Genomic DNA, 26,403 nt, shown 5'->3' on the forward strand with positions numbered 1-26,403 from the left:
CTCAAATGGAGTTAAAACTATGTACTTTAGTGCATGTCGCTTTCAGCTTCTAAAAACTTTTGACACGAATTCAGTTTTACCATATTTCACGAAGCAGACTTTCAGTCTGCCAAAACGAACCTATGGACTTCCAGTCCATAGCGGTTTAGTCTTTCTTATATTTTAATACGTAGTTGTTCGTGCCGTTATTACCATTAAGTACTATTCCACTAGGACAATGAAGGTGTTTTGATTCATTAACTAAACCAATACCAATACTGTTGTTTTTGTTAAAACCCTAGACTTAAAACCTAGCCCGTTTTTTTAGTTCCTTCCAAGTAATATATAAATCAATAAGGTTGCCACGCATAAGAATATAGACAGATGCTTGGTGTATTTCCATTCATGCATATCCACGACATGCAAATCTTGTAAGGTAAAAGACTTGTCTGCTGGGTAAAAATAAGATACCGCGAACATGGTTGCTACATTCAATAAAAATTCTATACCCCAAATATGAACGAAGTGAATATCTAATTTTAAAATAAACGTAGATAAAATATAGAAGGCAAGCCCCACAAATAATGACGCCTTTGCGCCCATGGCAGATATTTTTTTTAAGAAAAAACCAGCAATCATAATAGACCCTATAGGAATAAAAAAGATGCCATTTAGTTGCTGTAATAACTGGAAGAGACCATCTGGAGCATTGGCTACCATAGGTGCTGCCATAATTGCAAAGACTGCTAAAATTGTAGAGACCGTTTTACCAATCCTTACCAGTTTTAGATCACTAGTATTTTTTCCAAAATGCTGCTTATAGATATCAATACTAAAAATAGTCGCCGCACTGTTTAATACACTATTGAAAGTACTTAATACGGCACCCATAACTACAGCTGCAAAAATACCAACCAAGCTTAAAGGCAGTACTTTTTTAATAAGTTCTGGGTAAATCATATCTTGATTGTCATAAAGCGAATCACCATAATAATAGTACCCAATAACCCCAGGTAGAATAATTACGATAGGAATTAAAATTTTAAGAACTCCAGTAAATAATAATCCCTTTTGGGCTTCTACTAAATTTTTTGCTCCCAATGCCCTTTGTATAATAGTCTGATTCATGGCCCAAAAATAAAGTTGGTTAATAATAAGCCCTGTAAAGAGAACCTCAAATGGCAACACAGAATCCTTGGCGCCCATGACATTAAATTTTTCGGGGCTGTTCTCATAAACCTTAGCTATACCTGTTAAAAAATTTCCATCTCCAATACTTATTAAGGCAATTAAAGGAACTGCTAAACCTCCAATCAATAGACCATAACCGTTAATGGTATCTGAAATAGCAACAGCTTTTAAACCTCCCAAAATAGCATATAATGAGCCTAAAGCACCTATAGCAACAACGGTTATCCAAAGCCCTTTTTCTTTAGTAACATCTAAGACTTCCGAAATATTAAAAATACTTTCCAGATTGATTGCCCCTGTATACAATACAACGGGTAAAAGTGTTACCACAAATGAAATGATTAAAAAGAAAGCGACTATGGTTCTGGTCGTTTTATCAAAACGCTTTTCCAAAAACTCAGGAATAGTAGTCAATCCCATTTTTAAATACCTGGGCACAAAATAAATAGCCGCAGCCACAAGCGCTAATGCCGAAGTGACTTCCCATGATATAATAATGAATCCGTTTTTGTATGAAGACCCATTCATGCCAATAAGATGTTCAGTTGAAATATTGGTCAATAACATAGATCCGGCTATCACCACACCTGTTAAACTTCTACCTCCAAGGAAATAGCCTTCTTCAGAACTTAGTTTTTCTTTTCTAAGTTTTAGCCATGAATAAATAGCAACGAAAGCTGTAAAACCAATAAAAGTAAGGAAAGTTTGCATAATTTGTTATTTTAAATTTTGTCTTTTTAATTTAATTTTAAGATATTCTAACCGCTCTATTTTCGAGTAAAGATTTTTTACAAGCTTCAGCCAATTCCAAAGCCTTTAAAGCATCGTATGCGGTAGCTGGAAATTCGCGTTTAGTAACTACACAATCTAGAAAAGCACGAGCTTCCTGCTCATAAGCATCTGCATATCTTTCAAGAAAAAAATTCTGATAGACACTTGATTGCTTCCCTTGAGTCGTGTAAAAACTGTTATGGTTCACCTTTTTATTATTTACTTGAAGCATTCCCAAAGTGCCGAGTATTTCTAAACGTTGGTCATACCCATATGGACTCTGTCTGCTATTATCGATAGTACATATTATTCCGTTTTTGAATTTTAAAGTGACCATGGCAGTATCTATATCAACGCCATCAATCCCTTCTATATAATTAATACTTCCCGTTGCATATACTTCAACTACATCATCTTCTACAATAAAACGTGACATATCAAAATCATGAATGGTCATATCTTTAAATAGGCCTCCAGAGGTTTTTAGATATGCTAAGGTTGGTGGCGCAGGGTCTCTACTGGTAATCTTTACAATTGTAGGAACCCCTATTTTAGCTATATTTTTCTTAGCCTCGATAAATTCTGAATCAAACCTTTTATTAAAACCAATCATTAATCGTTTATCAATATCTGAAAAACTATTGAGAAGAGCGGTTATTTTATCAATTTCAATTTCTAATGGTTTTTCACAAAACACATATTTTTTATGTTCAAGCGCTGCTGAAACTTGTTCATAATGCAATTTAGAAGGAGAACAGATCCATATAGCCTCTACTTCTTTATTAGCTATAAGCTTGTTATAATCAATATAGGAATAAGGGATCTTATTTTCTTCGGCTATTTGATTGCATTGTTTTTCATCAATATCAGAAACAGCTATGACTTTCAAACCATCTATTTTCTGTATTGCTTTAAGATGGGTTTTCCCAATTCTTCCCAATCCTATAATTCCTATTTTCATATACTTTTTGTTTTTGAATACTATTAATCAAGAGTTTTCCTAAAATTTTCTTGACCAATTTTTTGGCCACCTTTCGATAACCACTTTGGTTTGTGTAAAAAACTCTATAGCATGTCTACCTTGACCGTGTAAATCACCGAAAAAGGATTCTTTCCATCCTGAAAAAGGAAATTGCGCCACAGGTGCTGCAACGCCTATATTGATGCCTATGTTACCTGCCATTACTTCACTTCTAAACTTTCTAGCAGCTAAACCATCACGAGTAAAAATACAGGCCATATTGCCATAAAGTCCTTTATTAATAAAATCAATGGTATCGTCTAACTGTTTAAAGTTGGCTAAACTCATTACTGGGCCAAAAATCTCGGTGCTAATAAGTTCACCATCTAACGGAAGTCCTTCTATAATACTTGGCGCAATGAAATTACCTTTTTCAAAACCTGAAACTTTTGGGTTCCTTCCATCTACCAAAAGATTTCCTCCTTCCTGAATACCTTTTTCTATGAGTCTTTCAACGCGAACTTTACTGTCTGAATTAATTACTGGCCCCATCTCGGTACTTTTATCCATCCCATAACCAACGGTTCTTGTTTTTGCGGCTTCTACCAAGGCTTCTTGGAATATGCCTTTATCATCACCAACAGGTATAATAATTGAAGCTGCTAAACAACGTTGTCCTGCACAACCGTAAACAGAATCGGTAATAATTTTAGTGGTCATCTCTATATCTGCATCGGGCATAATAACAACTGGGTTTTTAGCCCCTCCTTGCGCTTGTACGCGTTTACCATATTTTGTGCCTTCTGAATAAATATATCGTGCGACTGCTGTAGAACCAACAAAACTTATGGTTTTCACCTTGGGATGTTGCAATAGGGCATCTACGGATTCTTTACCACCATGTACCATATTTAATAAACCTTTGGGAAGATCGATATGTTTATCGATAAGTTCGAAGACGTATTGCATGGTCATCGGTACTTTTTCCGATGTTTTTAATATAAAGGCATTACCTGTAGCAATGGCATAGGGTAAAAACCAAAAAGGAATCATTCCTGGGAAATTAAAAGGCGTAATACAGGCAGAAACTCCTATGGGTTGCCGAATCATAAATTCATCAATACCAGTTGCGACATTCTCTGAAAATTCCGATTGACTCAAAACATGAGTACCGCATGCCACTTCAACATTTTCAATAGCTCTTTGTATTTCCCCTATAGATTCGCCAAACGTCTTACCACACTCATTAGTTATGAGCGTTGCTATCCCTTCTTTATGATTTTCTAAAAGAGTCTTCAACTTAAACAGTGGTTGAATGCGTTGCATCGTCGGCACATCTTTCCATTCTAAATAAGCTTCGTGTGCAAGTTCTATGGCATTGTTCACATCTATAGCTGCACCAGAACCAAAAGGCACTTTAGCAATAACTTCTTGTGTTGCTGGATTGTGCACATCTAAAGATTCTTTGCTTTTACTAGAAACCCATGCACCATTTATATAATTAGGTAATACTTTCATAAAAAAGGTATTTTTAGTATTTATTAGGTTTTATATATTGTTTTTGGATTTTCCTTTCTTCTTCATATTTTTTCCTTGCTTTACGAACATCTTCAAATTCGGATACCTCAGGAATAGGAACTTCCCACCAAGAATGCCCATATCCTGCTAGTTTTCTATCACGAATGGTTTCTACATAAATAACTGTAGTTCTTGTGTTTTTCTTTGCTTTTGCTAAGGCCTCTTTATATTCTTGCATGCCTTTTGGTTTATAAACAATAGCACCTAGACTCTCCGCATTTTTAGCTAAATCAACAGGGAGGTAATCGCCATCTAATTGCCCTGTTTCTTCGTCTCTGTATTTAAAATGTGTTCCAAAACCATTGCCTCCTACTTCATTAGAAAGTCCGCCAATACTAGCATAACCGTTATTATTAATGAGTATCATCGTAATTTTATACCCTTCTTGTATGGTTGTAATTAAATCGGATGGTAGCATTAAATAGGTAGCATCACCACAGATTACATATACTTCTCGAGAAGGATCTGCCATTTTTACCCCCAAACCACCGGGTATTTCATACCCCATACAGGAGTTACCGTATTCTAAGTGAAATCCTTTTGAGTTTTTGGTACGCCACAATTTGTGTAAATCACCAGGAGCGCTACCAGCAGCACATAATACGACATCGTTATCTTTCATAAAATTGTTCAAAGCTCCCAAATATTCTGATTGTACAGGGTGTGCCTCATCTACTGGTGCATAAGCTTTATCGACTATGGTGTCCCATTCTTGATTATATGTTTTGGCTCTTCGAACATATGCTTCGCCCGTGTGGTAATCTCTGAGTCCTTCCTCTAATTTTTTCAAGGTTTCTCTAGCATCTCCTTGTAACGGTATGGCGCTATGTTTAAAAGCATCTATTTCGGCAACATTGATGTTAATAAAAGTAACATCTGGGTTTTGCCATGCAGATTTGGAAGCCGACATAAAATCGCCATAACGCGTTCCTATACCAATAACCACATCTGCTTCTGCAGCAATTTCGTTAGCACCTTTGGTGCCTGTAGCACCGGCTGCCCCTAAATTTAATGGATGTTGAAAATGTAATGACCCTTTTCCTGCATAGGTTTCGGCAACTGGTATTCCTGTTTTTTCGATAAAGGTTTTTAATACGTCTTCGGCTTCAGAATACAGTACGCCACCACCAGCAATAATCATTGGTTTTTTTGCTTTCTTTATAGTCTCTATGGCTTGCTCTATTAAATATACATCTGGAGTTGCTCTTGGTATATACCAGATTCGTTTTTCAAATAATTCCTCAGGAAAATCATAGGCTTCTGCCTGTACATCATGTGGCAAGGCTATGGTCACTGCTCCTGTATCTGCTGGTGAGGTTAATACCCGCATAGCATCTAATAAAGAAGATGTTAATTGCTCTGGACGATTGATTCTATCCCAATATTTAGAAATAGGTTTAAAGCAATCGTTCGCAGACATATCTTGTGTAAAACTATATTCTGGCTGCTGTAAAAGGGGTAGGGCAGTTCTTGTGGAAAAAAAGTCTCCTGGTAAAAGTAACACTGGAATTCTATTAATTGTAGCTGTTGCAGCAGCCGTAATCATATTTGTTGCACCAGGGCCTATAGACGTTGTACAAACAAAGGTTTGTAAACGGTTTTTCATCTTGGCGTATGCTGCTGCGGTATGTACCATGGCTTGTTCATTCCGTGTTTGATAATATCTAAAATCGGGATGTTGTTTTAAAGCTTCTCCCATTCCTACTACGTTACCATGTCCAAAAATCCCAAAGCAACCTGCAAAAAACGGCGTTTCTACTCCGTCTCTTTTTACGTATTGCTTTTTTAAGAATTCAACTGTTGCCTGCGCTACTGTCAATCGTCTTGTCATAACTTAATTTTTTAAATACTTATTCTTTTTTTGAAGGATGCTGTGGCTAAATATGCCATTCGGTTCGATTCCAAAGCATCTTTTATTGTAATATCTGGTTGTCGATTATTGACTACACAGTCAACAAACGCTTTCATTTCTTCAACGTAGGCATCTTTGAAACGGTCTAGAAACATTAAATGCTCTTCTACCACTTTTCCTGTACCATCTATAACTTCTACTAAGTTTTTTGATGGTGAAGATCCGATACGGTAAATGGCCTTGGTGCCAACAATTTCGGTTTCCATAAGATACCCATGAGGGGCTGTTCTTCCACAGTAATAGAACCCCATTGCTCCGTTTTTAAACTGTGCATGACAGGTTGCATTGTCAAGGTCATTATATTTTTCAAATTCTTTGAATAGGTAATTAGATCCCATAGCAGAAACGCTATCATCAATCCAATCGCTACCTACTAACCAACGAGACAAATCAAAATCATGCACAAAGAAGTCATAAAATATCCCTTCGCTTTCACTTAAAAAATCGATGGTTTGTTTCGATATTTTTTTGCTATCAACGGCATAGCCTCTAAACAATATGGGCGTACCTAATTTACCGGCTTCTATTTCTTTTTTTACAAAGGCATAGGATGGGTCGTAACGTTTCATATACCCAATCATGCAAATTTTATCTGCATGATGCTTCTCTATTTGCTCCACGACTTTTTTAGATGCTTCATAGTTCTCTGCAATCGGTTTATCACAAAATACTGCCAGTCCTGCTTCTAAGGCTTTTAGTATTTGTTCTGGATGAAACCGCGTATATGTTGTAATGCAAATGGCATCCAACTCTTTATTCTCCAGCATTTCATCAAAACTATCATACGCATAAGGTACTTCTAGTTCTTGTTGTAAGGCTTGAGCAGAAGAAAGGGTACGTGAACAGACAGCAAACAAATTGGCTTGTGGAATCTGATAGGCTATATTTCTAGCATGGGTGGCGCCTAAGCGTCCAATCCCTACGGCTCCAATTTTAATTTTATCCATTTAAAACCCTCCTTTATTTTCTATAAATTGTATAATTTCTTCATAGTAAGGTGCAAAATTGCAGCACCCTTGTTTGGTTACCATCCAAGCACCGCATGCATTTGCCAAACGACATGATTTATAGGTATCCCATCCGTTGAGGTATCCATATAAAAAACCTGCAGCAAACGAATCGCCAGCCCCAAGAATATTAACGGGATCTACCTTAAAACCTGGTACTTTTTCTACAGTACCGTCTTTGTGATAGGCAACCACACCTTCGGCTCCTGTTTTTACTAAGAGTAAGTCTACACCAAATTTCATCACTTTGGCAATGGCTTCATTTACATTACCACTAATAGTGGGGTCTGTTATGGCGCTTTCTTTTATTGAGACTTGGTTAGAGTCTTCTAAAAAAACAGATAATAATTCTTCTTCTGTACCTATAACTATATTACATTGTGTTAGGTATTGTCGCAATACAATGCCATGTGTTCGAATATCTTTCCAAGAAATAGCTCTAAAATCGATATCTAAAATCACAGGAATAGCAGCTTCTTTTGCTTTTTCTGTAGCATATAAAGCGGCACTTCTTGCAGGCTCTACGGCAAGTGCTGTACCACTCATAAGAAAGGATCTGTATCTTGAAAAATTTATTTTTTCGGTATGATCTATGGTGATTTTTTCATCAGGAGCATTATCTCTATAAAAAATTAAAGGAAAACGGTCTGGTGGTATGATACCACAAATTACCGCTGTACTCGTTGTATTATTTATAGTTTGCACATGTGTTATATCTACACCTTCATCCTTTAAAGTATTGATTATAAATCCACCTGTTGGGTCTGGACCTACGGCAGAAAACAATCCTGTTTTTAAGCCCAATCGTTGTGACCCAACGGCAATATTGGTAGGTGACCCCCCAATTGAGGTCGTTAATTCTTTTATATCGTTGAACTCTGCCCCAATATTTTTAGAATATAAATCGATAGATACTCTACCAAATGTTAATACGTCAAAATTCATTTTTTTTCTATTTAGTTTCTTCCTTCTGCATTTGAAGCTTCTACGCTATCTAATATTTTTGGATAGGGATAATCAAAGCCCAATAATTGTTTTAGCATTGGTGAAGCATTTTCAATAATATTTTTTTTAACTCCTTGTTTTTGATCTTCTAAAGGTTTTACAAACTTTGGCAAATACTGTATCAAAATGGCGCTACGCATTTGGTCTTTCGTTTTATTTGGCATTGAACTATGCCACGTAAGCCCATAAAAAATAGCAATATCTCCTGCTTCACCTGTCATTCGTTCTGATTCCTCATAGTAAAGTTTGACATCTTTTTCATTTGGATATCTGCATAATTTCTGTGAATAAGGAAGGACTCCTGTAGCACCATTCTCTTTTGTAAAATCATCTAATAATATGGTTACCTGACAGTTTAAAGGAAATGAAGCATTGATATTCTGAGGAAATGTTTTTTCCTTGTACATATCCCAATAAGGATAGTCTACATGGGGTTCTTGCCCAGGTCCACCGGGGAGAATACAATTTGCTGCTATAGAACCTAAACAGAATTCACTCCCAAGAAAATCGCCTACAATCTCCATGATCTTAGGGTGTTGTACCATTTTTATAAAAATATCTCCTTTATTTAAAAGATTCCATACTCTTTTTTGCAAGTGCATAGTATCTTTATTAGCGCCTTGAAAATGGGTTACTTTTTGTTTTTCTTGAGCGATACAGTCTTGAATACGATTATTTGCCTCTTTTATTTCTGTTTTTGAAAAAATTCCAGGCAACACTATATAGCCTTTGCCATAGAGGAGTTCGTCGGAATAAGTTCGTATAATACTCATATAATTATCAAGCTATTATTATGATCCTTTTTGATTTATTTCGCTTGCAAAACCAAATCATCAACATTAATTAATCGTTTTTCTTTAAAAGATAAGGTTAGCGCATTTGCTACTAAAGTTGCTTTGGTAGCGTTTTGCATGGTTAATGCGGGTTGTTTTCCTTCTAAAACGCAGTCTACAAAATCTTGGATCTGTACTAAAAAGGCGCCTTTAAAACGTTCGAAAAAAGTCTCTAAGCACTCATAACGAACACCATGTACATCTGCTATTTCCAGCATATTTTTACGCGGTGGATCTCCCACTTTTAAATTACCTTCGGTTGCCATTATCTCTGTAAATGTATTGTGACCAAAAGGAGACACTCTAGAGGCTGCGATTACAGCTGTTGTTCCATTTTCTAATTCACACATAGCAAAAACATTGTCGGCATCTCCTGCTTCACCAAATTCCTTAAATCGATAGGCACCACCCAACGACCATACTTTTTTAATATCGCTACCTAAAAACCAATGTGCAAGGTCTATATCATGAACACTAAAATCATGAAACATACCGCCACTAGCTGTACAATATTCTATTTGAAAAGGCGCAAAAACATCTTTATCTACAGTTTGTGAGCGTACAAAGAATGGACTGCCCACCAAACCTTCATCTAATTTTGTTTTTGCATCTGCATAACTCGGATCATACCTACGCACAAAACCTAACATTGTAATTTGATCTGGGTATTTTTCTACCACTTTCTCAACCTTATAACAGTCTTCAATATTAATGGCCAAAGGTTTTTCACAAAACACATGAAAACCTGCCTCAACAGCCATAATTATTTGGTCTGCATGTTGATCTGTAGAAGTAATAATCGCTACAGCATCTATTTCTTTATTGGTTAACATGTCCTCGTAAGAACTATACAAGTTCTTAACACCACAAGTATCTCTTGCAAAATCTAATTCTTCCTGAACTAAACTACAAGCTGCAATAAGGTTTGCGTTATGTACTAAGTATGCTATGTTATTAGCATATTCTTTACCAAGTCTTCCTAGGCCTACTATGCCTATATTTAATTTTATCATTTGTTATATCTATTTAAAATGGCTTATCATATCTTTTATTCCCGGAATTGTTTCTAATTGATAGGCGTGATCGGGATGAAAATATTGTATTAATGAACGATGGGTTTCTCCAACAATAATTGTGAAATAATACATTTCGTAACCAGGTGCAGCTACTGATGGGTGGTACCCTTTATCTATCATGATATTACTTTGATCTTTTACATGATAAACAGGCCCATAGCTATCGTCTTCTGGGTACATAAATTGTGCGCCAAAACCATGTGGCGGATTAAATCGAAACTGATATACTTCTTCAAATCTTGTTTCGACAGGGTGACGGTCTTCATCGTGTTTATGTGGCGGAAAACCAGACCAGCCACCAGCACCTACCGTAAAAAGTTCGCTTACCAATAAGCGACCTGCTCTACCATTGGCATTCTGACCTAGAATATGAAAGATTTTACGATGTGTTTTGGTGTCATCACTTCCGTACTGTACTTTATCCACTTCATTTTGATCTACATAAAATGGAGGATATTTTGTTTCTATTTTTCCTCCTGCTACATAGATTTCAGCACCATTTTCAGAAACTGCAGTAAATTTTACTTCTGCTCCTTTACCAGCATAAACACCTTCTGGTTTACCTTCCCATAGCGATTTTCTTTTCCCTACGGTATTAAATGCTTCGCTATCTACAGTGACATCAATGGTGCCTTGTACAACAGACATCACACTTTCATGATTTTCTAATTGATAGCTATGCGATTCTCCTTTATTTAGCTTCACATGATTAAAATAAACTAAGGGAACAGATGTGTTATCTACATCTACTATAGGTTTATTTTTATTATCATATGGTTCTATATGATGATTTATCATACTTTAAAATTTTAATTGATTCGTTAAAAACTCGTATCCTTTTTTAGAATATTCATATGGATTAGCAACAGAAGGGTCTTGCTCAGCTTCTACTACAAGCCAACCTTCGTAATTGCTTTTATGTACTATATCTGCCAAGGCATACATATCTAAATCTCCATCACCTGGTACTGTATATATACCTAATTTAACAGCTTTTAAAAAGCTGAGGTCATCTTTACGAACGCGCTCTCTTACGCTATGCCTAACATCTTTAAAGTGAATATGAGACGTCCTGGAAATATATTTTTGTAGCATTGCTACTGGATCTTCACCAGCAAAATAAAAATGGCCACAATCATAATTTAGTGTCACGTATTTATCGTCCGTTTCATTAAGCAATCTATCTGCTTCACTTTGGGTTTCAACCATTGTTGCCATATGATGATGGTACGCTAATTTTATTCCATATTCTTCTAATGAAATACGCCCTAATTCATTCAAGCCTGATGTTAGTTTTTTCCAGTCTTCTTTACTGGCTTCTTTTCTATAAGAAAGTGGCGTGTGATATTGTCCGTGTAATGTGTTTCCACATTCTGCACCTCCAACTACTTTTGCGTTGAAGTAATTAAGAAAATCGATATGATTGATAAAATTTTCTTTTACTTCTTGAAATGGTTTTGTTGAGAATTCATAACTAAACCATTGATTGCAAATTGTAATCCCACGAATATCTAACATGTGTTTTAACAATTGTTTGTCGTGCACGGGATATTTTGTGCCAACTTCACAACCCGCGTAACCTGCTAAAGCCATTTCGCTTATGCACTGTTCGAAAGTGATTTCACCACCTAGTTCGGGCATGTCATCATTGGTCCACCCTATAGGAGCTATTCCAAGTTTTATCATTTTAATTTTATTATGTTTATTTATATAAATGTGCCTTTCCGGCATTACCTAGCAATTCGAATTTTTTAGCGAGAAGCACTTCTAGCTCCTCCATATATTGTTTTCCAGGGATTAAATGATCCCATTCACCGTTATGATCGCGAAAGTATTCCCGAAAAACTCGGGTCCATAGCAATCGTAAATCTGTAGCAATGTTGAGTTTACAGACACCATGCGTGATTGCTTTTTTTATTTCTGCTTCTGTTATACCTTTTGCATTGTCTTGAAGACCGCCTCCTGCTGCATTAATCCGAGAAACTTCGTTCTGATCAATGGTGGATGCTCCATGCAATACAATTGGAAAGTTTGGAACTCTTCGCTGAATGTCTTCCAGTAAATCAAAACGCAAACCTCTACCGCCTGAAAACTTGTAAACTCCGTGACTTGTTCCCACAGCCACTGCTAAGCAATCGCAATGGGTTTGTTTAACAAAATATTCTACCTCTGCTGGGTCTGTATATAGTGCATTTTCATCATTAATATCAATATCATCCTCTTTCCCGCTTAGCACCCCTAATTCTGCTTCAACAGAAATATTTTTTGAATGTGCTAATGAGACAATTGCTTTTGTACGTTCGATGTTTTTCTCTAATGTATCGTGTGAAGCATCAATCATTACCGAGGTATATTCATTGCTATTTATGGCGTCGTAAATATGCGCTTCATAACCATGATCTACATGTACTGCATAAACAACATCAGGATAGAGTTGTGCTGCGGCATTGATATAACTTAATAACATTAGAGGATGCGCATATTCTCGTGCTGCTGGCGTGGTTTGCACGATAATAGGCGCTTCCATTTTCTGTGCTGTCGCAAATAAACCATGTACTTGCTCTGGGTTTGAGATGTTTATTGCAGGAATACAAAAGCTGCCATAAGCCTTTTCAAATAATTTGTTTGCGTTAACTTTCATTTACAATATGTGCGTTTAAATACTTTTAATTAGTTCCGTGTTCGAACACGAATATATAGATATTAAATATATTCCCAAAGAAAAAGGATCAATACATGTTATTAATATGCTAAAAAAGTTATGTCGTTTTTTATTAGAATTCATATTTCAACCCAAATTGCATTCTAAATTGATCACCGCCAGTATTATATCTACCTGCAATCGGATTTACAGAATAAACACCATCAGATTCATTAAATAAGTTGGTATTGCTAACTACATCAAATGATCCGTCTTTATAGTCGAATAGGTTTAGTACATTGAAAATGTCCATTCTCAGGCTTATTTTATGCTTTTCGGCAAAAGTGAAGCTTTTAATCAAACTCATATTCGTAGTATATGCCCATGGTTGTATACCTCCGTTGAAGTCTGCAAATTCACCTCTGTGTTTGTTTATGTATTCTCTAAACTCTGGACTTGTAGACGCCAATAATAAATTGAACCCTTCGTAAGGATTATACAATGTGCTTGTATTTGGGTTAACTAATTCTGTGCTTTCAACCTCTGCCTCAGTAGGAATATATGCTAGATTTAAACCTCCTATAACATTTCCATTAGCGTTAGGGGCTGTTGTTGCAGAAAACCTACCAAATTGGCCTGCCACCAATGAACCACTTAATGTAAACCCATGTATTTCTGGAGTCACAAAGCTAAAGACTAATTTATTTGGAATAGAGTTCCCATCGTGCCAATTTTGAGCTTCTGTAGGGTAACTATTATAAGCATAACTTATAGGTTTACCGTCTTCTATACCACCACCAGCATTATAATAAGAGAATCCTTTTGATGCTGATTTTGTGTATGATACACTTACATTACCACCTTTTGGTAACCTTGCATAGGCTTCGAGTGAAGCTGCAAAAAATGTAGCTTTCCAATCTGAATTCTGAAATACATGTATATTTCCGAAATTAGGAGACGCCCCATTTGTATATGCAACTCTGCCATCTAAAGGGTTAATACCGTTTTCTTGAAGGTTTATGTTGTTGTAATAAGGTACGTTTTTAGTATTGTTATAGTACAAACTACCTCCTAAGCGAAACCAATTATTAAAAAAACGATGGTAACTTACATTAGCCTTAAATGTTACTGGCATATCAAAATCTGGGTCTAATATCACCACGTCGGGGGCAATATCATCAAAATCAACTCCTGTAGCTGCTGCATATTCTTCGGCAGTTATCTGGCTATCTAAATCGCTAAAACCTCCGTTATTAACATAATTCTGATGAATAGCTGCTAATGCCGTTGGGTCGGTCGTACTAACTGTAGTGAAACGTGAGCCGCTGTTCGCTAAAGTAGAGGTATAAGGTTGTGTTGTGAACTGAGATGCAAAGAAACCCATCCCAAATTTAAAAATTTCTTTTCCTTCACCTTTTCTATCCCATGTAATACTAACTCGAGGTTGAATATTATTAAAATCTCTTAATTCACTATTATTTACAATATTTTCACCTCTAAAAACAATGCTATTTAAATTTGGATTGGTAGGGTCAATTTTTGGATTAAAAATAGTTCCATCCCAACGAATTCCTACTTTTAGCTCTAAGTCATCTGTTAAATCGTATTCTCCTTGTGCAAACAATGCTAATTCAGAAGCCGTGTATTTTAATCGACCATCATCATTTGGATCATTAGCAAACTTTTTGTTAAAGAAAAATGGTGTTCCGTTTTGTAAATCTTCAAGCGTGTCATACCTAAAGCTGGATGCTATATTATGAGGTATGTTTTCATCTGACATTGTAATTAAAATGTCTGTTCCAAATGTATAGGTATCATTTCCTATTTGTTTGGTAAGTACATCAATGAATTGAAAGCTATCAAAATAAACTTGTTCAGGAACCCAAGTAGCTAATCCTGATCCAACTCTAAATTGAGGGCCATTATTTATTGATCCAACAGAAATTCTAGGAGTACGTGTTACACCAGGGGCTAATTCGTTTACTCTTTCTCCTCTGGAATAAGACACTCTTAGATCATTTGAACCTGATTTAAGTCGCGTCTTTAAACTCGCGATGACTTTTTTATCTTTAGTTAGAAATGGATACCCTCTTGAGAATAAGGTTACATTATCGAAACCATCAGATCCTGCTTGAAAGCCTTCTGTGTAATCTAAATCGTTATATCGTAATGATAAATTATTATTATCATTGATATTCCAATCCATTCTTAAAAATATATTTTTTGTGACTTTTTCCTCACCTAGTTCTCCTATTTGAGTGGATAAATCATTATTTTCTAAGACTCCTAAATTTACAAGTTCGTCTACATAATTCTGAACATCACTTTCAACAAAAGGGTAGGTTTGACCTGAATTAAAATTAATAAACCCAGCAGAGTTACTACCTGCTCCCACGGGACTTTCTTGTGTAAATTGATCGTAAACAGCAATAAAGCTGAGTTTGTCTTTAATAATTGGTCCAGAGACTCTAGCTCCGAATTGATTATTATTAAAATCCACCAATTTAGAACTGCCATCAAAATTTTTATCTCCACTTAAACTACCACCGGAACCATAGTACCATACGGCACCACTCCAGTCATTTGAACCACTTTTTGTAACTGCTTTAATTGAACCACCAGAACCTCTAGGTCCAGATACATCATATTCGTTAGTTACAATTTCAAATTCTCGTATGGCCTCTAATGATATTGAAAATGCAGGACCATCAACTGTTCCTCCAAAAACATTACGCCTATTATTCACCCCATCCAGGGTTATTCCTGTACTACCACCATTGGAACCAGCTACGCTAATTCCACCAAAAGAACTCCCTTCATTAAGCCCTATATTAGGGGTTGATAGGGGAGATAGATTTGCCAAATCTTCGTAGTTTCTGGTTGTAGTTGGAATTTTTTCCAGTGTTTTGCCAACTACAGAAAGAGCAGACCCTAATCGGTCGCTATTTTGAAAACCAGACACATCGGCGGTTATCACCAATTCATCCAATGCTTCTCCTGCAGTCATATTAAAAGGTAACTTTAACTTATTACCTAAATTAAGTTGGTATCCTTTTTTTGTAATGGTTTGATAACCTACATAACTAACAGTAATAGTGTAGGGACCACCTAGTTGAAGGTCTCGTATTACAAAATTACCATCAAAATCTGTTATAGCTCCTGCCTTAAAGCCTGTTGCGTTATTCACTACAATGATGTTTGCTCCTGTAATGGGTGCGTTGTCCTGAAGGTCTTTTACTGTTCCTGAGATTTCTGCTTCGTTTTGAGCGAAGGCAGTAGCGCTGCTTCCTAGTAATAATGCGATAAAAGCCAATTTCCTTATTGACGTTTTTATCAAGATTAGTTTGTTTTTCATTTAGAGTGTTTGTATAGTGTTCGAACACGAAGATAATATTTATTTTCAATTTACCAAAAAAATGTTGATAAAATATTAACAAATAGACAAAAATAGGTACTTTTGAATGAAAAAATCGTAATCTCATAAAGTTAAATAGTGTTCGATAACGTTTTTTTTAAAACTTGTGGAATTAATTGTTCTATAATTTTATTTAATTTAGTAAATTGTAAAAAAATAATATAATTGAAAACTATTAAGGATATTGCCAAACTAGCTAATATTTCTGCGGGAACGGTAGATAGAGTCCTTCATAACAGAGGTGGAGTTTCTGAAAAAACAAAGAAATTAGTTAATCAAATTATTAAAGATTCGGGGTTTGAGCCTAACCTGATTGGTAGAAATCTAAAACTTAATAAGGAATATAATCTGGTAGTGCTTATTCCTTTTTCTAATGAGGATAGCCCTTTTTGGATATTTCCAAAGCAGGGAATAGAAAAAGCAATTAAAGAAGTTTCCCATTTTGGAGCTAAAGTGGATGTACGCTATTTCGATCAATACGATCCTAAATCCTTCGAAAAAGAACTTGTTGCTGTGTTGTCACTTGAAGGTGTTGATGGGCTTATAATTTCTCCACATTTTGTAAAAGAATCAATCAAACACAAAAACCTTTTCAAAAAGCTAAAAGTCCCTTATACTTTTATTAATACTGATTTAGATGGGTTTAATAATGCTTCTTTTGTAGGTCAAGATTCGTTTAAAAGCGGTTATTTATCTGCTAAGCTTTTCGATATTTCTCAAACAAAAGAATCTACTATATTAATAATAACGGCTCTTCAAGAAATAGAAAATTACCATATATTAGATAGTAGAATTAAAGGTTTTAGAAAGTACTTTGAGGAAAAACCTTCTTCTCTCTTAAAAATTGAAACTTTAGAGATTGCAAAGTTTGGAGAAAACATTACTAAGGACTTGACTAAAAAGCTCATTACGAATAATGATATAAAAGGCATATTTGTTCCATCTATAAAAATCAATATAGTTGCAGAATATTTAGACGAATTTGAAATAGAAATGGATACTGTTGTTGGTTATGATTTAACTATTGATAATCTAAAATATTTAAAATCTGGAGTGATTACTTTTCTTATTGGTCAAGAGCCTTTTAACCAAGGCTACAATAGTGTAAAATTAATGTTCGACCATTTAGCACATAATACTGATTTAAAAAGTAAATACATATCTCCGATACATGTTATTGTAAAGGAAAATTCAGAATACCACATTTAACAGTTTGCTATTTTCTTGAATTTGCGTCATAATTATCATTAGATGCACAAGGCTTGGCTTACAGTAGTAGATATAATTCTATAAATTCGACAGACAGAGATCGTTGGTTTTAATAATTTTTTAATCTATATAACCTTTCCGGTTGTATTTGTAATGTTTAGATTATCAGTGTTTTGATTTTGTGTTTTTTCATAAGCATGTGAATTTATATTATTATAACAGGTCTTGGAGCAAATTTTCATAGACACTCCTTTTCAACAAAATTCCCCTTATAGTACTTTCAACCTAATTTCTGCAATTCATCCATTCATTTGTCTCAATATAGGGGTGAATATGTATAAAATCATACACCATGTGTTTTATTTTCTCTTTTTTTGTATAGTGCTATTAATTAAATACTTAACCTATGTTAAATATAAAAGCTGAAAATCATGTTAAAATTAAACATCAGTCAAGTATTTGTCTTTTAACAATTTCAGTATTTTTTACTTTTTCATGTTCAATAGAAAATAAGTTCGAGAATTATAAATCTTTTGAGAACATATTTAATTTGGTTGAACAAACGAACCAAACTAATAAATTAGAAGATAATCATATTAGTACCAATGGTGATTCCAATGTAATTAAAATAAATCAAGCTCTTAATAGTTGGACGGATGATAGAACCTAATGTTAACTCATACCAGTAGCAAATTAAATAAGTAGGGTAACCTTAAAAAATATGCTCTTAGCCCTAAATGAGAGCATGAGTAGTCTCTCAAAAGGTGTACCTGAAAATGCTCATAATCAGATATATTTTTATATTTGGTTATGAGTATATTTGCTATATCTACCTATACTGAACTTATCTTGACTTTTTCTATTTCCTAAAACCTGCCGGTAGGTAGGAACGGCTAAAATTCGCCCATATTTCGTTACTTTTTTTATGCTTAGTGATGCTATGCTTTTCAAAAAGAGTCTCATCTGAACAAATTTTATTTCGTTTAAAAACAAAAAGTCAAGATGATTTCTATAAAAGACATTAAAAAACAAATTATTTTTGAATGTATTTTCTTGTTTATTATGAAAGTTTTTTAATATGTGTTAATCGATGATAAATAATTTTGAATCTATCTTAGAATGATTCCTTTTCGTTTTACGGATTTACCACAACGGCTTTTTGAATTTTTCGACGAAAAGCGTATTTTGATTAATATCAATTTTTGTAATTTGTAATAAGTAATATAAGTTTACAGTAAGTAATATAAATTTTTTATTCGAAAGATTAATTGTATTTATTAATATATCTAGGTTAAAGATGAAAGTTATTTTGTATAGCCTAAACAGAAATATTTTGGTTTTTAATTTAGTGAATATGGTTAAATACTCAAACAAACTAGGTTATAAAACCTAAAGTGAAGTAAGGTTTTGAATATTTATTTGGAAGAACTAGAAAAGTACGACGGTATTATTGTTTATAACTCTAAATAAAATGTTATTATTATTGTTTTTTGAGCTACATTAAAATACCTTTATATTTTAATTCTTTATTGATTAAACCCCTTATATACCTCTATTGATAACCGAATGGTATGTAGATACATTTATATTGTAGCAAAATAAAATATAATAAACTTTAAAATTATTAACCATTTAATTTAAAACAATTGAATATCCATAATGGACCACAATTAAAAATACAAAGCTTAAATTTGATAAAAAATCAATAGCGAATTTTGATAGTGAAAAAGCTTGTAACTCTTATTTTAATTTGCATTGGAACAAGTTAGGCATAGTTTGCTAATGTGGTTATACCGAACATTATTGGATAAAAAGTTATTTAAGCTATGAGTAACAAAGATGACAGCTATATCTTAATGGATATGAAGGCTTATTTTACTGTAGTATCCTTAGAGTTAGAACAATTTAAAGACCTAAGTGGTCGTGGAACAGTAGGAAAACAAAATGTAGCTATTATGGCAGAATCAGCCCCTTTAGAAGATATCCAAACAAAAAAAACAGAAAGACAACCTAGATGCTTTAAATCTAAGGCATTAAGCACTCACAATATAACAGAAATTAACCCAACCATAGAGAATTCTATTAATGAAAAAAAGTATTATTCTTACAGATAAAAGCATTTCTTATGTTGATATTGCTGATCTTATAGAACGACATGTAACTAAAAAAGCAAGTAAAGAAACAATAAAAGAAATTTTAAAATGGATGCACATTACAATAAGTAATATAAGTAATTTATTGAGTAATTACCATAAAATAAAAGGTAAGTACCTTCAGTTATATTTAAGTGGGTTCGTTTATAAATTAAATCAAAAGTATTTTAGAGATGTGCTATTTGATAAGCTTGTTATTGCTAATATTACTGGATTATGATTTAAATAGAAAATCATTTATACAATTAAAACATCGGTTATTTCGTATAATAAACGTTTATATCGTGCATAGTCCTTATATATCTTTTCAATAAACATTCTCTTTAATTATATATAAGTTTGTTTATTGACAATAATCTCCCTAAATCAAAATTTAATGAATAAAATTAGCGCATTAATAGTTGAAGATGATACAGTTAGCCTTAATATTCTTAGGTCTCAAATAAGAACACATTTAAAAAATATTAATATATTAGGTGTTGCCAAAAATATTAGTGATGCTATTAGCTCATATAAACAATTAAGACCTCAAATTATATTTTTAGATATTAACCTAGGAGGTGAAAATTCATTTTCTATGTTAGATGATTTAAAAAAAGAAGCATATAACCCTCAAGTTGTATTCACAACTTCTACCGATGAATTTGCTGTTAAAGCTATAAAGTACGCTGTTACCGATTATGTTTTAAAACCTATTTCTCCAAGAGATCTCATAAAAGCTGTTAATAAAGCAGTGCATAACATAGAATCTTTTATAAAAATGGAAGCATTGAAACGATTGGAGAAAAAAAGCCAAGAATACCCAAAAATTATAGCTATTCCATATATTGATAAAATTGAACTAATTAAATTTGAAAACATATTATATTGTGAAGCTGACGGACGCTACACGAAATTTCATCTAATAAATGGGGATACAAAAGTAGCCAGCCGTAATTTGGGAGAGTACGAAAAATTATTAGATAAAAATTTGTTTTTTAGAGTTCATCATTCTTACATAGTTAATATACTTATGATTCATCATATTAATAAACTTGACGGCAATTATTGTCATTTGATGAACCATAAAACACTACCAATTGCTAAGCGAAGACAGGATGAATTAAATAGGTTTTTAAATTTAAAGTAACCTAGTTGTTACGCATTCTTAGTTTATAATATAAAAGTTATCTGTTAATGTGATATAGCTAAATCAAAATAAATCGTCATTAATTAGATTTACTTCTTTCGAAAGACCTGCTAGGTTTTTAAAACCTGGCAGGTCTAATATAAAATTCCGCCTATGTCAAATTATGATGATTTAGCTATATATGCAATATTAAAAGGATTGTAAGATCAATTTTAATACCTCTTCAATCACCAATTAAGCTAAGGCAAAATTTTAAATTCAGGTATGTGCATACCATACCTGTCATAGGTTGACTATAGAAAACAACAACTTTCTAAATATTTATTTTTTTCTAACTGTAGTGTTCTAGATTTTCTTACCTGGATAAGATTGAACTTAAATAGCTGTTTATAAATGGGCTTTATAACAGATATAGTTAAATAAAGCACTTATTATATAAATGAACCACTTGTTACTTCTTTATGTTATGTAAGGCGTAAAACCTTTTGCTTTGCGTCAAAATGTTTTAAATTATGAAAGTTCTTTCTCTCTCTCTTTTATGTATAATGTCTTTTTATTCATTTTCTCAAAATCAACCTAAAAACCCGAATGGTTTTTTGATTAAGTTAGGAGCAAACTATGTTGATAATTCAGGAGATTCGAATCCGTTTAAATTTTTAACGTCATTTAAAAAGGGAGCTTTTAGTCAGCCTTTAAAATTAGGTGTCGAATATAGGTTTAGTGACCTATTTTCTGTAGGGGTAGATGGAAGTATAAACAAATGGAAAGCACCTGATGCTGTAATAGATTTAGAAAAAATAACAGAAGATCAAGATTATTTTTCTTTAGATACGAAATTAAACCTTTATGTAGATGAGGTTTTTAATTGGTTTTCAAATGCAGATTGGTTGGATTTATATTTAGATGTAGGTGTTGGCTACTTTAAAATAAATGAAGGTGGTTTGAGTGGTAATTTTGGAGGAGGAACTAATATTTGGCTTTCTCAAAAAATAGGATTGAATTTGACAGCTGTTTCAAAATGGACTTTAGATGAAACCCCTGCTAAGTATGATACCAATCATCTTCAGTTTTCAGCAGCTGTTATTTTTAAATTATCTAATGGTACTAAAAAACAAGCATTGGATGAATTGAATGATAATACTTTAAAAGTTAACTCCGAATCTAAAGATGTAGTAAAAGATGCGTATGCACAAGCTGCGCCAGAGATTGATAATAATAAGGATGTGGCGCCTAATCAAATTGAATCTAATACCGAGAAAATAGATAATTCAGAAAATGATTTTGATGATGTTGCAGCTAATTATATTTTGAACTTATCGAGGAAAATTAAATTCAAAGTTGGAAATTATAATTTTACTCAAGAGTCTTATGAAGACTTAAACAGAATTCTTTTAAGGCTTTTAGAATACCCTAATATTAAATTAAGAATAGAGGGGCATGCCGATAGCGTTGGTGAGTTTAATGATAATGAAATATTGTCTAAAAAAAGAGCAAATACCGTGAAAAATTATTTAGTTGCGGGGGGAGTCAATCCCAATAACCTTATTGTAATAGGGAAAGGAGAGTTGTATCCTATTACATCAAATTTAACAAAAGAAGGGCGTCAAAAAAATAGAAGAGTTGAAATAGTAAGAATTGATTAAACTCTTTTTTATGGTCAAGATAATTACTTCGGTTTTACCTTTTTTCTTATCAATACTTATTTCATTTTCGATATTACCACGTATTATATACATATCAAGGAAGTTTAAATTATTTGATAAGCCATCTCTAAGGAAGTCACATCGCAAAAAAGTACCTTATTTGGGTGGGGTTAGTATTTTTTTGTCAACAATATTTGTTGTTTTAATAATAGGCAGTACATACCCGTTGAGTAAGAATATTTTAGACTTAAAGCTTGGTTTTGGTTTGTTTGTAGCATTGTTTACTCTAAATTTAATTGGGTTGAAAGATGATTTAGTAGGGACTAAACCTATCGAGAAATTCATATTTCAAATACTTGCGGTATCTTTTTTAATATCGGTTAGTGATGTTAATATTTTAAGTTTAAATGGCCTTTTTGGAATTTACTCTTTAAATCCTTTGTTTAGTTATATACTGTCTTTATTTGTGTTTATACTCTTAATCAACTCTTTTAATTTGATTGATGGTATTGATGGACTTTCGGCATCTATTAGTATAATAAGCAATCTCTTTATGGGATTCTTTTTTATTAAAAATGATTCCATTTTTAATGCTATTATCATGTTTAGTTTTTCGGGAGCTACACTGTCTTTTCTGTTTTTTAATTTTAGCCGTAACCTGAAAAGAAAAATATTTTTGGGAGATAATGGAGCTTTATGTTTGGGCTTAATAAGTGCCTATGGTATTATTCTTTCCATTAATCAAAGTGTTCAAATAGAAGACATAGCTACCGATAAGCTGTTTAAAAATTTTCAAATTATAATTATGGCGTTAGTTAGTTATCCTTTGTTAGATACACTAAGAGTTTTTTTTGTTAGGTTGTTTAAAGGGTTAAGTCCTTTTAGAGCAGACAATAACCATATGCATCACCATTTACTTAAATTACATTTATCGCATAGGATGAGTACGTTGGTTATTGTCTTTTATACCATTTTGCTTTTTTTGATTGCCTTTATGCTAAGATTTTTAAACATAAATAATCACTTTATTATCATTTTAATAATGTCTATGCTTATATACTTTATCCCGCTTATTTCGCAATTTCATAAAAGATATAAGCATGAGTAGTGCTTTCTATAGAATTGCAGTAACGGGTTTGAACTACATAGAGTTTTCATTAGCCTATTTATTTGCCAGAAAACACCCATTGGTTGGGTTAGAAAATAAATAAGATCCAGGTTTTTGGATTAAAGAAATAGAATTATGTAATGGGGGTTTTAGAAACCTTTCTAAAATCTATCATTAGTTTCAGAAGTTTATAATGTTGAATAAAAAATCTTTAAAAAATCAAACTTTATCGGGTATTGCATGGCGAGGTAGTTCAGATATCATACAACAGATATTGCAAATTATTTTCACTATGATTTTAGCTAGGTTACTCTCTAAAAGTGATTTTGGCTTGGTGGCAATGGCAATGCTGGTTAACAGGTTTGTAGTGGCAATGACCAATATAGGGTTTGGAGGTGCAATTATACAAAGCCAAATGGTTAATAAGAACCAGATTTCAGCCATTTTTTATATACAATTAACTATAAATATTTTTTTAACCATAGTTGTTTTTTTTAGTGCAGACTTAGCAGCAGGGTTTTTCGAAGCATTAGAGCTAGCACCGCTAATTAGAGTGTTTTCTTTTGTTATTGTTTTGCAAACATTACAGTTTCCAAATATTTTATTGAGAAAAGAATTAAAGTTCAAAAGCTTTTCATTAATTGAAATCTTTTCGATGGTTTTATCTAATGGGGTTGCCATTTTTTTAGCGGTTATAGGTTATGGGGTTTGGGCACTGGTTTGGAGGTTGATTATTCAAAGAATACTTTTTGGATTACTTTCTTTTTATTATGGAAATTGGTTACCTACAAAACCGGAATTTAAAGGTATAAAACCCTTATTTAAATTTGGTGTTAATATGTTAGGGTCTAATATGGTCTACTATTTCGTTGAGAATCTGGTAGCCATACTAACTGGAAAATATTTGGGGAAAGAAGTGTTGGGCTTATTTAATTTGGCATATAATTTGGCAATAATACCTGCTACTAAAATTAAGACCATTATTACCACCGTACTAACGGCTAGCTTTTCAAAAATACAGTTTAAAACTGAAAAATTTGTCAACGGATATGGTTTAATGTTAAAGTATACATCCTTAGTTTTTATTCCTTTAATGTTATTTATAGCGGCCTCTAGTTATAATACTATTCCATTGTTTTATGGTAATAGCTGGAGTGGAGCAAGTCCTTTTTTATTAATTCTATGTTTTGTTGGTATTTTAAGAGGCATTTCTCATATGCTACGTTCTGCCATATTAGCAAAAGGAAAGTCTCAAATTATTTTTAGGTCGGCATTAATTGAAATGCTAGTGTCTGTACCAATGATGTGGTTTTTGATGCCAAAATATAAAGTTAATGGCTTAATAGGTGCCTACCTTGTTGGAGTTTTTTTTGGATTTCTTTATACAGGTATTATTTACAATAGGGAAGTCAATTTAAAATATGCTTTTCTCAAAGGAATGCAAAAGGGGGTAAAGATTGGGGCTGTCATTTTTGTAGTAGTTTCGCTTCAATATATTTTAAATATTTCAAGAGAGTTGAGCTTAATTTTACAGATAATATCCTCCTTAGTTGTGTATTATTTAATGATAGGAACTAGCGAAAAACAGACTATGATGCTGTTTTTTAAGAGAAAACTAAACAAAATATCAGTTAAGTCTTATGATTAATCTGGGAATTCTAACAGCACATCATTACCCAAGACTTGGAGGTATGGAGTATGCTGTTCATTTCATGGCAAATGAGTTACATAAAAATGATAGCGTACAAGTTAATGTGGCTTGCAACTCTTTAAAAGGTATTTCTAAAACCTTTCATTATAATTATAACTGTTATCGGGCTAAAAGTTTTTCATACTTAACCCCTTGGTTGTTTAAATACAATCAAGATAAAATGATAAAAGAACAACATATTAATTTACTTCATGACCCAATGCTACACGGTGGAGGGTATTATTGTTACCAACAAAAATTAAAGCAAGATATTCCTTATATAGCACATTTACAAGGGGCTGATGTTCAGGTTGTAAAAGCTATAGCGTATGGTGCTTTATTGGATTCTAATTTAAAGCAACGTATAAAAAAGGTTGTTAAACATGCTGATCACCTCATTGCTGCAAGCAAAATTAACAAGCAAAATATGATAGACTTAGGGGCAGATGCAAACAAAATTTCTATTGTCCATAATGGGATACAAATAGAAGAGATTAATAAAATCCCCTTTCAGAATCAAAGAGCATTGTGGGGTATTGAAAAGGATGATTTTTTAATTATAACAGTAGGAAGAAATAAACCTGTAAAACGTATGTCTTTGCTTTTCGAAGCGCTTGAAAAATTAAAAGAGTATAAAAAAATAAAGTGTATCTGTGTAGGACCAGTTCAAGGTTTACAACAATTAGCTAAAAATAAAGGAATACAGGATCATGTAATTTTTACGGGACAGATTCCTAAAAATCAGAATATAAATATTCAGACACCATACCCAGAACTAATAAACCTATATCGTTCATCAAATATATACATTTCAACATCTTATGTGGAATCTTTTGGTAACGCTGCTGCAGATAGTTTGGCTTGTGGTATTCCAATTATTATAGGAAAAAAACATGGCATAAGAGATGCCATAGTTGAAGGTGAAACCGGATGGGTCATCGATGAAGAAACCCCAGCTTCTTTAGCTGAGATGATATTGACTTTTTATAAGCAAAGAGACACTTTTAATAATAATCAAGTTATGATTAGCCAATCGGTGGAACATTTAACTTGGGAAAATATAGCTAAACAAATGATGAACATATTTAATAAAATAGTTTAA

General features: G+C 33.3%; 19 protein-coding genes and 1 pseudogene. 8 read left to right on the top strand and 12 right to left on the bottom strand.

Translation table 11 applies throughout. The annotated features are described in order from the left end of the window. Nucleotides 1–303 precede the first annotated feature (303 nt). From Q4Q35_RS03605 to Q4Q35_RS03660, 12 genes are all read right to left on the bottom strand, one after another. Complete coding sequence (locus tag Q4Q35_RS03605) at nt 304–1,881, bottom strand: solute:sodium symporter family transporter (RefSeq protein WP_303276567.1); 1,578 nt, start codon at nt 1,879–1,881, stop codon at nt 304–306. A gap of 37 nt (nt 1,882–1,918) precedes the next feature. Then, nucleotides 1,919–2,902, bottom strand: coding sequence for an inositol 2-dehydrogenase (gene iolG / locus Q4Q35_RS03610; protein WP_303276568.1), 984 nt, complete (start codon nt 2,900–2,902; stop codon nt 1,919–1,921). A 39-nt stretch (nt 2,903–2,941) separates the two neighbouring features. Next, complete coding sequence (locus Q4Q35_RS03615) at nt 2,942–4,420, bottom strand: CoA-acylating methylmalonate-semialdehyde dehydrogenase (protein ID WP_303276569.1); 1,479 nt, start codon at nt 4,418–4,420, stop codon at nt 2,942–2,944. A gap of 13 nt (nt 4,421–4,433) precedes the next feature. After that, complete coding sequence (iolD, locus tag Q4Q35_RS03620; RefSeq protein ID WP_303276570.1) at nt 4,434–6,311, bottom strand: 3D-(3,5/4)-trihydroxycyclohexane-1,2-dione acylhydrolase (decyclizing); 1,878 nt, start codon at nt 6,309–6,311, stop codon at nt 4,434–4,436. A gap of 11 nt (nt 6,312–6,322) precedes the next feature. Further along, nucleotides 6,323–7,339 (bottom strand): Gfo/Idh/MocA family oxidoreductase, encoded by a 1,017-nt coding sequence (locus tag Q4Q35_RS03625; protein ID WP_303276571.1) that lies wholly within the window; start codon nt 7,337–7,339, stop codon nt 6,323–6,325. Next, complete coding sequence (iolC, locus tag Q4Q35_RS03630) at nt 7,340–8,344, bottom strand: 5-dehydro-2-deoxygluconokinase (RefSeq protein WP_303276572.1); 1,005 nt, start codon at nt 8,342–8,344, stop codon at nt 7,340–7,342. It lies immediately after the preceding gene. Nucleotides 8,345–8,355: 11 nt separating this feature from the next. Then, entirely contained in the window at nt 8,356–9,177 is an 822-nt protein-coding gene (locus tag Q4Q35_RS03635; protein WP_303276573.1) for a phytanoyl-CoA dioxygenase family protein, read from the bottom strand. 35 nt (nt 9,178–9,212) lie between these two features. Then, entirely contained in the window at nt 9,213–10,250 is a 1,038-nt protein-coding gene (locus tag Q4Q35_RS03640) for a Gfo/Idh/MocA family oxidoreductase (RefSeq protein ID WP_303276574.1), read from the bottom strand. A gap of 9 nt (nt 10,251–10,259) precedes the next feature. Continuing rightward, nucleotides 10,260–11,111, bottom strand: coding sequence for a 5-deoxy-glucuronate isomerase (locus Q4Q35_RS03645; RefSeq protein WP_303276575.1), 852 nt, complete (start codon nt 11,109–11,111; stop codon nt 10,260–10,262). Between the two features lie 3 nt (nt 11,112–11,114). Next, nucleotides 11,115–11,999 (bottom strand): myo-inosose-2 dehydratase, encoded by an 885-nt coding sequence (iolE, locus tag Q4Q35_RS03650; protein WP_303276576.1) that lies wholly within the window; start codon nt 11,997–11,999, stop codon nt 11,115–11,117. Between the two features lie 16 nt (nt 12,000–12,015). Then, a complete protein-coding gene (locus tag Q4Q35_RS03655) occupies nt 12,016–12,954 on the bottom strand; it encodes a class II fructose-bisphosphate aldolase (protein WP_303276577.1) in 939 nt (312 codons plus the stop codon). A gap of 133 nt (nt 12,955–13,087) precedes the next feature. Further along, on the bottom strand, nt 13,088–16,309 hold the full coding sequence (locus Q4Q35_RS03660; RefSeq protein ID WP_303276578.1) for a TonB-dependent receptor: 3,222 nt from the start codon (nt 16,307–16,309) through the stop codon (nt 13,088–13,090). A gap of 225 nt (nt 16,310–16,534) precedes the next feature. Between Q4Q35_RS03660 and Q4Q35_RS03665 the strand changes: the two genes are divergently transcribed. The 8 genes and pseudogenes from Q4Q35_RS03665 (at nt 16,535) to Q4Q35_RS03700 (ending at nt 26,403) form a co-directional block, all read left to right on the top strand. After that, on the top strand, nt 16,535–17,578 hold the full coding sequence (locus tag Q4Q35_RS03665; protein ID WP_303276579.1) for a LacI family DNA-binding transcriptional regulator: 1,044 nt from the start codon (nt 16,535–16,537) through the stop codon (nt 17,576–17,578). Between the two features lie 406 nt (nt 17,579–17,984). Further along, nucleotides 17,985–18,248, top strand: coding sequence for a hypothetical protein (locus tag Q4Q35_RS03670; RefSeq protein ID WP_303276580.1), 264 nt, complete (start codon nt 17,985–17,987; stop codon nt 18,246–18,248). Between the two features lie 1,153 nt (nt 18,249–19,401). After that, nucleotides 19,402–19,951 (top strand): annotated as a pseudogene (locus Q4Q35_RS03675) (transposase); the annotation flags it as partial. Nucleotides 19,952–20,107: 156 nt separating this feature from the next. Next, entirely contained in the window at nt 20,108–20,860 is a 753-nt protein-coding gene (locus tag Q4Q35_RS03680; RefSeq protein ID WP_303276581.1) for a LytR/AlgR family response regulator transcription factor, read from the top strand. 512 nt (nt 20,861–21,372) lie between these two features. Continuing rightward, nucleotides 21,373–22,503, top strand: coding sequence for an OmpA family protein (locus tag Q4Q35_RS03685; RefSeq protein ID WP_303276582.1), 1,131 nt, complete (start codon nt 21,373–21,375; stop codon nt 22,501–22,503). A gap of 10 nt (nt 22,504–22,513) precedes the next feature. Continuing rightward, complete coding sequence (locus Q4Q35_RS03690; RefSeq protein WP_303276583.1) at nt 22,514–23,611, top strand: MraY family glycosyltransferase; 1,098 nt, start codon at nt 22,514–22,516, stop codon at nt 23,609–23,611. A gap of 193 nt (nt 23,612–23,804) precedes the next feature. Beyond that, nucleotides 23,805–25,259, top strand: a complete 1,455-nt coding sequence (locus Q4Q35_RS03695; RefSeq protein ID WP_303276584.1) for a lipopolysaccharide biosynthesis protein — start codon at nt 23,805–23,807, stop codon at nt 25,257–25,259. Next, nucleotides 25,252–26,403 (top strand): glycosyltransferase family 4 protein, encoded by a 1,152-nt coding sequence (locus Q4Q35_RS03700; RefSeq protein ID WP_303276585.1) that lies wholly within the window; start codon nt 25,252–25,254, stop codon nt 26,401–26,403. Before Q4Q35_RS03695 ends, Q4Q35_RS03700 begins: the two co-directional genes overlap by 8 nt.

The sequence above is a fragment of the Flavivirga aquimarina genome (assembly GCF_030540835.1).
Classification (GTDB): domain Bacteria; phylum Bacteroidota; class Bacteroidia; order Flavobacteriales; family Flavobacteriaceae; genus Flavivirga; species Flavivirga aquimarina.